9 protein-coding genes are annotated in these 7,875 nt (G+C 66.9%); 8 read left to right on the forward strand and 1 reads right to left on the reverse strand.

Annotated elements, in window-relative coordinates:
- Nucleotides 1-2: 2 nt before the first annotated feature.
- Nucleotides 3-968: a transposase gene (locus ABE464_RS18545; RefSeq protein WP_346473136.1), complete on the reverse strand. Its 966-nt coding sequence runs from the start codon at nt 966-968 to the stop codon at nt 3-5.
- A 195-nt stretch (nt 969-1,163) separates the two neighbouring features.
- On the opposite strand from ABE464_RS18545, the gene ABE464_RS18550 reads away from it, so the two are divergent.
- The 8 genes from ABE464_RS18550 to trbL form a co-directional block, all read left to right on the forward strand.
- The gene (locus tag ABE464_RS18550) at nt 1,164-1,649 is read left to right on the forward strand and encodes a CopG family transcriptional regulator (protein WP_346473129.1); all 486 of its coding nucleotides are present in this window, start codon (nt 1,164-1,166) and stop codon (nt 1,647-1,649) included.
- Nucleotides 1,646-2,692: a P-type conjugative transfer ATPase TrbB gene (gene trbB / locus ABE464_RS18555; protein ID WP_346473130.1), complete on the forward strand. Its 1,047-nt coding sequence runs from the start codon at nt 1,646-1,648 to the stop codon at nt 2,690-2,692. Before ABE464_RS18550 ends, trbB begins: the two co-directional genes overlap by 4 nt.
- Nucleotides 2,689-3,072, forward strand: a complete 384-nt coding sequence (locus tag ABE464_RS18560; protein ID WP_346473131.1) for a TrbC/VirB2 family protein — start codon at nt 2,689-2,691, stop codon at nt 3,070-3,072. The genes trbB and ABE464_RS18560 overlap by 4 nt, the downstream gene beginning before the upstream one ends.
- Nucleotides 3,069-3,353: a VirB3 family type IV secretion system protein gene (locus ABE464_RS18565; protein ID WP_121040493.1), complete on the forward strand. Its 285-nt coding sequence runs from the start codon at nt 3,069-3,071 to the stop codon at nt 3,351-3,353. Before ABE464_RS18560 ends, ABE464_RS18565 begins: the two co-directional genes overlap by 4 nt.
- Before the next feature lie 12 nt (nt 3,354-3,365).
- Nucleotides 3,366-5,816, forward strand: a complete 2,451-nt coding sequence (gene trbE, locus ABE464_RS18570; RefSeq protein WP_346473132.1) for a conjugal transfer protein TrbE — start codon at nt 3,366-3,368, stop codon at nt 5,814-5,816.
- Nucleotides 5,813-6,550 carry a P-type conjugative transfer protein TrbJ gene (gene trbJ / locus ABE464_RS18575; protein WP_346473133.1) on the forward strand — a complete coding sequence of 246 codons (738 nt, stop codon included), beginning with the start codon at nt 5,813-5,815 and terminating at the stop codon, nt 6,548-6,550. Before trbE ends, trbJ begins: the two co-directional genes overlap by 4 nt.
- Before the next feature lie 12 nt (nt 6,551-6,562).
- On the forward strand, nt 6,563-6,865 hold the full coding sequence (locus ABE464_RS18580) for a hypothetical protein (protein WP_346473134.1): 303 nt from the start codon (nt 6,563-6,565) through the stop codon (nt 6,863-6,865).
- Nucleotides 6,862-7,875: P-type conjugative transfer protein TrbL (gene trbL / locus ABE464_RS18585; protein WP_346473135.1), on the forward strand; the 1,014-nt coding region annotated here is incomplete at its 3' end. The genes ABE464_RS18580 and trbL, both read left to right, overlap by 4 nt.

Here is a 7,875-nt window from a genome sequence, read left to right on the forward strand (position 1 = left end):
AGTCAAGCGCCATGAAGCGATTCGTTCCAAGGCGTGTTGGTGCGGACCATGGCGTTGAGCACGGTCAGCAGCTTGCGCATGCAGGCGACGAGCGCGACCTTGTGCAGCTTGCCAGCGGCCAGCAGACGTTTGTAGAAGGCCTTGATGGCAGGGTTGTGCCTGGCCGCAGTGAGTGTGGCCATGTAGAGCACGCGTCGAATCTCGAAGCGCCCACCCTGGATGCGCCGGCGGCCCTTGGTGTTACCGGAGTCGTTGGCCATGGGCGCAACGCCGACCAAGGAGGCGATCTCGCGGCGATTGAGCTTGCCCAGCTCGGGCAATTCGGCAATGAGGGTGGCGCTGGCGATGGGACCGATGCCGCTGGTCGAGCGCAGCAGCTTATCCAGTTCGGCGTAATGCGTGCGCACGTGCTCGACCATCTGGGCCTCGACATCATCGAGCTGCTGGCGGATGGCCTCGATCATGGCCTGGATGCTAGGACGCACGATCGGCATGGCCAGCGGCATGCGCTGACGCTCGGCCAGCAGCATGCCAAGCAATTGGCGTCGGCGCGTCACCATGGCTGCCATAGCCTGTTGCTGCGCGTCGGCCAATGGGCGAATGAAGCTCGACAAGTCATCACGACGCACCAGCACGGCGGCGAACTCGGCCAGCATGGCGGCATCAATGCGGTCGGTCTTGGCCAGCCGCCCCATCGACCTGGCGAAATCGCGGGCTTGGCGCGGATTGACCACCGCCACCGCAAACCCTGCGGCCTGCAACGCACAGGCCAGCGCTGCCTCGTGCCCACCCGTGGCCTCCATCACCACCAGAGCCACGCTCAACGGCACCAACGCCGCTGCCAAGGCCGAATGTCCTTCGGCTTCGTTCTCGAAACGCCGGGCACCGAACTCGGCCCCCAGCACCGCGACATCCACATGCGCCTTCGCCACGTCGATGCCAACCACGACCGATGAGGAAACAGACATGATCTTCAGATCCCTTGCTTGTGCATGCGTCCTCGGACATTCCGGGGCGCGTAACCGTTCGGGCTTCACGAAGACCGGCGCGGTGGCCGTGCGCTATCGACTCATAGACGGGCTCAAGGACCCAAGCCAAAACCAGGCTGCACGTACCGGTCTGGTCGCCTCAACGACTTCCAAACTCTACCGCGACGGTCTGGTATGAAACATACAAGCCAATACCGCCTCAATCTTTTTATCCAACACGAGCACGCCAAGCGGCTGGAAGAACTTGCCGCCAAGAAAGGCGTCTCGAAATCCAGCATCGTCGCGACGGCGCTGGCGTCCTGGCTGTCGCCAGACGCGGGCGACCAGCGCGAGGCCGCCATTGCCAAGCGGCTGGATCGCCTGTCCCGGCAGGCCGAACGACTGGAGCGCGACCAGAACATCCAGATCGAGACGCTGGCGCTGTTCATCCGCTACTTCCTGACCGTCAGCACGCCGGTGCCCGAGGCGCATCAAGACGCGGCCCGTGCCCAGGGCAAGGCGCGTTTCGAGCAGTTCATCGAACAGCTCGGCAGGCACCTGCTGCGCGGCCGGAGCCTGGTGCGCGACGTGGTGGAAGAACTGCATCCCGATCCGATGCGGATGGATGACGCGGCGGCGCTGGCCGAAGCCCATGAACGTGCTGCGGAGCGTGCCTCATGAGCGCCGTTCCGCAGATTCCGCCCGAACCACGCTCGTCGGCCACCACTTCACAGGATCGCCGCATCCAGATGCTGCGCACGGCAATGGGACCGCTGATCGCCGCCGCGCTGGAAGACCCGGACGTGGTGGAAATCATGCTCAACCCTGATCGCACCCTGTGGGTCGATCGGCTGTCGTCGGGTCGCGCGCCGCTGGGTGTCGAACTGCCCGAAGCCGATGGCGAACGCATCATTCGCCTGGTCGCCGCCCACGTCGGTGCAGAGGTGCATCGCGGTCAGCCGCTCTTGACCGCCGAATTGCCCGAGACGGGCGAGCGTTTCGAGGGCATCTTGCCGCCGGCCGCGCCGGGGCCAGCGTTCGCACTGCGCAAGCGCGCCGTGAGTATCATCGGCCTGGATCGTTATGTGGCCGACGGCATCCTGACTGCCGGCCAGGCGGACTTCCTGCGCCGCGCCGTGCGCGAGCGCCAGAACATCCTGATCGCCGGCGGCACCAGTACCGGCAAGACCACGCTCGCCAACGCGCTGCTGGCCGAGATCGCCGCCACGGGCGATCGCGTGCTGGTGCTCGAAGACACCATCGAGCTGCAATGCGCCGCTCGTGACCATGTGCCGCTGCGCACGCGCGCAGGCGTCGTGTCGATGCAGGAGCTGGTACGCGCCACGATGCGCCTGCGCCCCGACCGCGTGATCGTCGGCGAGGTGCGTGGCGGCGAAGCCCTGGACTTGGTGAAGGTGTGGGGCACCGGCCATCCGGGTGGCATCGCCACCATCCATGCGGGTTCCGCGCTGGGCGCGCTGCTGCGCCTGGAGCAACTGATTCTTGAAGTGGCGGTGAATCCGCCGCGAGCGTTGATCGCCGAGGCCATTAACGTCGTCATCCACATCGCCGGGCGTGGCCGCAAGCGCCACGTCGAAAGCATCGCCCGCGTCGTCGGCTTCGACGGCGCGGGCTATCGCATGGCGGATGCGCTGGAAACACCGTTTCCCGAGCTGCCGCCAGTTTCTTCCCCGTCCCCCGAATCCTCTGGAGAACTGCCATGACGCAGATGCACATTCATGCTTTCCGCATTTCCGTAAATCCGGCTTCGGCCTTAGCGCGCCTGCGGCGCCTGGCCGCGCCGGCGCAGCACGGCCTGCTGCTGGCCGCCATCATGCTGATGACGGCCGGCACGGCGAAAGCCTCCGGTTCCTCGATGCCCTGGGAAGGCCCGCTGACTTCCATCCTCGAATCCATCCAGGGGCCGGTGGCACGCATCGTCGCGGTCATCATCATCATTTCCACCGGCCTGGCGCTGGCGTTCGGCGATACCAGCGGCGGTTTCCGCAAGCTGATCCAGATCGTGTTCGGCCTGTCCATCGCGTTCGCGGCGTCCTCGTTCTTCCTGTCGTTCTTCTCGTTCTCCGGCGGAGCCGTCGTATGAGCACCGCCAACGAAGGAGCGCCGGGCTTCGCGTCCGGCTTCGAGATCCCGCTGCATCGCTCACTGACCGAACCGATCCTGCTGGGCGGTGCCCCGCGCACCGTGGCGATCGCCAACGGCACGCTGGCCGCCGCCGTCGGGCTGGGCCTGCAACTGTGGATTCCCGGTGCGGTGCTCTGGATCGTCGGCCATTCGCTGGCGGTCTGGGGCGCGCGCGTCGATCCGCAGTTCATGCAGGTCTTCGCCCGGCACATCAAGCACAAACCGCTGCTGGACGTGTAGGGGGACGCCGCCATGCTGAACCTTGCCGAATACCGCCAGCGCCCGGCCTTGCTCGCCGACTGGCTTCCGTGGGCCGGGCTGATCGCGCCGGGCGTCGTCTTGAACAAGGACGGCAGTTTCCAGCGCACGGCGCGCTTTCGCGGGCCTGATCTGGACAGTGCCACGCAAGGCGAACTGATCGCCACTTCGGCGCGGCTCAACAACGCGCTGCGCCGGCTGGGTTCGGGCTGGGCCTTGTTCATTGAGGCCGAGCGCCGGCCGGCGGCGGACTACCCACACTCCGACTTTCCCGAACCGCTGTCCTGGCTCGTGGACGAGGAACGCCGCGCGGCCTTCGAGGAATCGGGGCATCACTTCGAGAGCGGCTATCACCTGACGCTGGCTTACCTGCCGCCCGAGGAATCGCGCGCCCGCGCGGCCAAGCTGCTCTACGAGAACGCGCCCGGCGATGGCGTGGACTGGCGCGGCCGGCTCGATGCCTTTGTGGCGGAAACCGATCGTGTCTTCGACTTGCTCGATGGCGTGATGCCGGAAATCGCCTGGCTCGATGACGCCCAGGCGCTGACCTACCTGCACGCCACTGTGTCCACGCGGCGCTATCCGGTGGCCGTGCCGGAGGTGCCGTTCCACATCGACGCGCTGCTGGCCGACTCCGCGCTAGTCGGCGGCCTGGCGCCCACGCTGGGCGACCAGCACCTGCGCGTGGTGTCGGTGCGGGGCTTTCCGACCTCGACCTGGCCGGGCCTGCTGGACGACCTCAACCGCCTGGGCTTCGCCTACCGCTGGAGCACGCGCTTTCTCTGCCTGGACAAAGCCGAAGCGGAAAAGGAACTCGGCCGCCTGCGCCGCCAGTGGTTCGCCAAGCGCAAGAACGTCATCGCGCTGCTGCGCGAAACCGTCTTCCAGCAGGAAAGCCCGCTGGTCGATACCGACGCGAGCAACAAGGCGGCCGACGCGGACGCCGCCATGCAGGAGCTGGGTGGCGATCAGGTGGCCTTCGGCCACTTCACCGCCACGGTGACGGTGCTCGATGCCGATCCGGCCGCGGCCGACGAAAAGCTGCGCATGGTGGAGCGCGTCATTCAGGGGCGCGGGTTCGTGACCATCCCGGAAACGCTGAACGCCGTCGATGCGTGGCTGTCGTCCATCCCCGGCAACGCTTACGCCAACGTGCGCCAGCCCATCGTCTCGACGCTGAACCTGGCGCACATGATGCCGCTGTCCGCCGTATGGGCCGGGCCGGAGAAGAACGAACACCTGGACGGCCCGCCGCTGATCGTCACCCGCACCGATGGCGCCACGCCGTTCCGGCTGGTGACGCACATCGGCGATGTGGGGCACACGCTGGTCACCGGCCCGACCGGCATGGGCAAGTCGGTGTTGCTTGCCATTCTGGTGCAGCAATTCCGCCGCTATCGCGGCTCGCGCGTGTTCGCCTTCGATATGGGCCGCTCGATGCGCGCCACCATCTTGGGCCTGGGCGGCGAGCACTACGACTTGGGTGCCGATGGCGGCATTGCCTTCCAGCCGCTCGCGCGGATCGACCGGGAAAGCTATCGCGCCTGGGCGGGGGAATGGGTGGAAGGCCGCCTGCTACATGAGGGCGTGACGGTCGGCCCGGACGAAAAAGCGGCCATCTGGTCGGCGCTCGGCAGCCTGGCCGGCGCGCCGGTGGAGCAGCGCACGATGACCGGGCTATCCGTGCTGCTGCAATCGAACGCGCTGCGGCAGGCACTCGCGCCCTACGTGCTCGGCGGCGCGCACGGCAAGCTGCTGGACGCGGACACCGATCGTCTCGGCTTCGGTGACGTGCAGGGCTTCGAGATGGAAGAACTGATGCAGGGTCCCGCCGCCGTCCAAGCGGTGCTGCGCTACCTGTTCGCCCGCTTCGATGAAAGGTTTGACGGTGCACCGACGCTGCTGATTCTCGACGAGGCATGGCTGTTCCTCGATGAACCGTCGTTTGCCGCCCGCATCCGCCAGTGGCTCAAGACGCTGCGCAAGAAGAACGTCAGCGTCATCTTCGCCACGCAATCGCTGGCCGACATCAAGGATTCGACCATCGCGCCAGCCATCATCGAAAGCTGCGCGAGCCGCATCTTCCTGCCCAATCCGCAGGCGACCGAGCCGCAGATTCGCACGATCTACGAGGGCTTCGGCCTCAACAGCCGGCAAATCGAGATCGTTGCCACCGCGCAGCCCAAGCGCGACTACTACTACCAATCGCGTCTCGGCAATCGCCTGTTCGACCTCGACCTGGGGCCGGCCGCGCTCGCCTTCACGGGCGCGTCCACACCGCAAGACCAACGCGACATTGACCGCGTCCTGACGCAGGCCGGCGCTCCCGGCTTCGCCGGTGCGTGGCTGCGCCATCGCGGCCTCGACTGGGCCGCCGACCTGCTGCCGTCCTCGCCGACGGCGGCTTCGTTTCTCGCTTCTCAACCGCTGGAGGTTTCGCCATGAAGACCCGTGTGCTTTCCGCTTCGCTCGCCGCCGCGCTGGCCGGCTCCCTGATGCTCGCCCAGCCGGCGGCGGCGCTGACCTTCGTTGATCCCGTCAACTTGGTACAGAACACGCTCACCGCCATCCGCACGCTGGAGCAGATCAACAACCAGATCAATCAGCTTCAGAACGAGGCGCAGATGTTGATGAACCAGGCGCGCAATCTCGCGAGCCTGGACTTCAACATCGTCAACCGGCTGCGCTCTACGCTCGCCACCACCGAACGCCTGATCGCCGAGGCCCAGGGGCTGGCCTATGACGTGCAGAGCATGGATGCCACGTTTGCCCGTCTCTACCCAGAGCAGTACGCCGCGACCATCAGCGGCGACCGCATGGCGCAGGACGCCCGCGAGCGCTGGAAGAACACGCTCGACGGTTTGCATACCGCGATGCGGATGCAGGCGCAGGTGTCGCAGAACCTGGCCCAAGACGAAAGCGCGCTGGCCGACCTCGTGAGCCAGAGCCAATCGGCCACCGGCGCGTTGCAGGCGCAGCAGGCGACCAACCAGCTTCTTGCCTTGCAGGCCAAGCAGTCCATCCAGTCCCAGCAGCTCCAGATCACGCAAGACCGCGCCGCCTCGCTGGAACTGGCGCGGCAGGCGGCGGCCACCGAGCGCGCCCGCGAAGTGCGGCGGCGCTTCCTGGGCAGCGGCACGCCGTACACGCCGCAGTCCGTCAACTTTTACAACAACTGATGGGAGACGGCCATGCGATGCGCTCCCGTCTTGTCGGTTTCGCTGCTGGCCCTGCTGCTGACCGCGTGCGGCCAGCAGCCAGCAGAGAACTTGGCCGACGCATTGGTTGCCGATCCCGTGCGGCTCAAGGCGTTGCGTGCGCAGTGCGCGGCCGACCGGCAGGTCGTGGGCGAAGACGACTGCCGCGCCGCCGCCGAAGCCTTCCGGCGGCGCTTCTTCTCCGGCCAGGCCGGGCCGGATGAATACCGGACGCTGGCCGAGCTGCCGCCGATTCCGGCGAGCTTCGATGAACCCATTGGAGAGGACACGCCATGAACGACGTGACCATCATCGACCGCTTCCTCGATACGTTCTCGCGCTACATCGACTCCGGTTTCGGCTTGCTGCAAGGCGAAGTGGCGTTCCTGACCGCCACGCTGATCGTCATCGACATGACCATCGCCGGCTTGTATTGGGCCATGAGCCACGCCACCGGCCAGGGCGAGGACGTGATCGCCAAGCTGCTGCGCAAGGTGCTCTACGTCGGTGCCTTCGCCTACATCATCGGCAACTTCAACTGGCTGGCCGGCATCGTCTTCCGCTCGTTTGCCGGGCTGGGCCTGACGGCCACCGGCTCGGCCATGACGATGGAGAACTTCCTGCAACCGGGGCGGCTGGCCAAGACCGGCATCGACGCCGGCGCGCCGATCCTCGACCAGATCGGTGACATGGCGGGCTTCCCCGAAGTGTTCGTGAACATCGACCCGATCGTGGTAATGTTCCTCGCCTGGCTCACCGTCATCCTGTGTTTCTTCGTGCTGGCGATCCAGCTTTTCATCACGCTGATCGAGTTCAAGCTGACCACGCTCGCGGGCTTCGTGCTGGTGCCGTTCGCGCTTTGGAACAAGACCTCGTTTCTCGCCGAAAAGGTGCTCGGCAATGTGGTGTCGTCGGGCATCAAGGTCTTGGTGCTGGCCGTCATCGTCGGCATCGGCTCGGGCCTGTTCGCAGAGTTCCAGGTTCATCCCGACGAACCCTCCATCGACCACGCCCTTGTCGTGATGCTGGCCTCGCTCGCGCTGCTGGCGCTGGGCATCTATGGGCCGGGCATCGCCACCGGCCTCGTGTCCGGTGCGCCGCAGCTCGGCGCTGGCGCGATGGCGGGTGCCGCTGTCGGTGCCGCCGGCACGGCCGTTGCCATCGGTGCCGCCGCGACCGGGGTAGGTGGCGCCGTAGCGGCCGGCGCACGCATGGCGCCTGCGGCCGCCAAGCTGGGCCGGGCCCGGGCGGCGGGCCCGAAGGGGGGCCGGGAGACCCCCACGGGGGTGCCCGGCCGGTACGCCCCG

The organism is Stenotrophomonas sp. TWI587 (assembly GCF_039674145.1).
In the GTDB taxonomy this organism is placed as follows: domain Bacteria; phylum Pseudomonadota; class Gammaproteobacteria; order Xanthomonadales; family Xanthomonadaceae; genus Stenotrophomonas; species Stenotrophomonas maltophilia_AY.

Bases quoted from the DNA above. Each gene is read 5' to 3' on its own strand.
- ABE464_RS18545 (WP_346473136.1), bottom strand. From the start codon at position 968: ATGTCTGTTTCCTCATCGGTCGTGGTTGGCATCGACGTGGCGAAGGCG.
- ABE464_RS18550 (WP_346473129.1), top strand. From the start codon at position 1,164: ATGAAACATACAAGCCAATACCGCCTCAATCTTTTTATCCAACACGAG.
- trbB (WP_346473130.1), top strand. From the start codon at position 1,646: ATGAGCGCCGTTCCGCAGATTCCGCCCGAACCACGCTCGTCGGCCACC.
- ABE464_RS18560 (WP_346473131.1), top strand. From the start codon at position 2,689: ATGACGCAGATGCACATTCATGCTTTCCGCATTTCCGTAAATCCGGCT.
- ABE464_RS18565 (WP_121040493.1), top strand. From the start codon at position 3,069: ATGAGCACCGCCAACGAAGGAGCGCCGGGCTTCGCGTCCGGCTTCGAG.
- trbE (WP_346473132.1), top strand. From the start codon at position 3,366: ATGCTGAACCTTGCCGAATACCGCCAGCGCCCGGCCTTGCTCGCCGAC.
- trbJ (WP_346473133.1), top strand. From the start codon at position 5,813: ATGAAGACCCGTGTGCTTTCCGCTTCGCTCGCCGCCGCGCTGGCCGGC.
- ABE464_RS18580 (WP_346473134.1), top strand. From the start codon at position 6,563: ATGCGATGCGCTCCCGTCTTGTCGGTTTCGCTGCTGGCCCTGCTGCTG.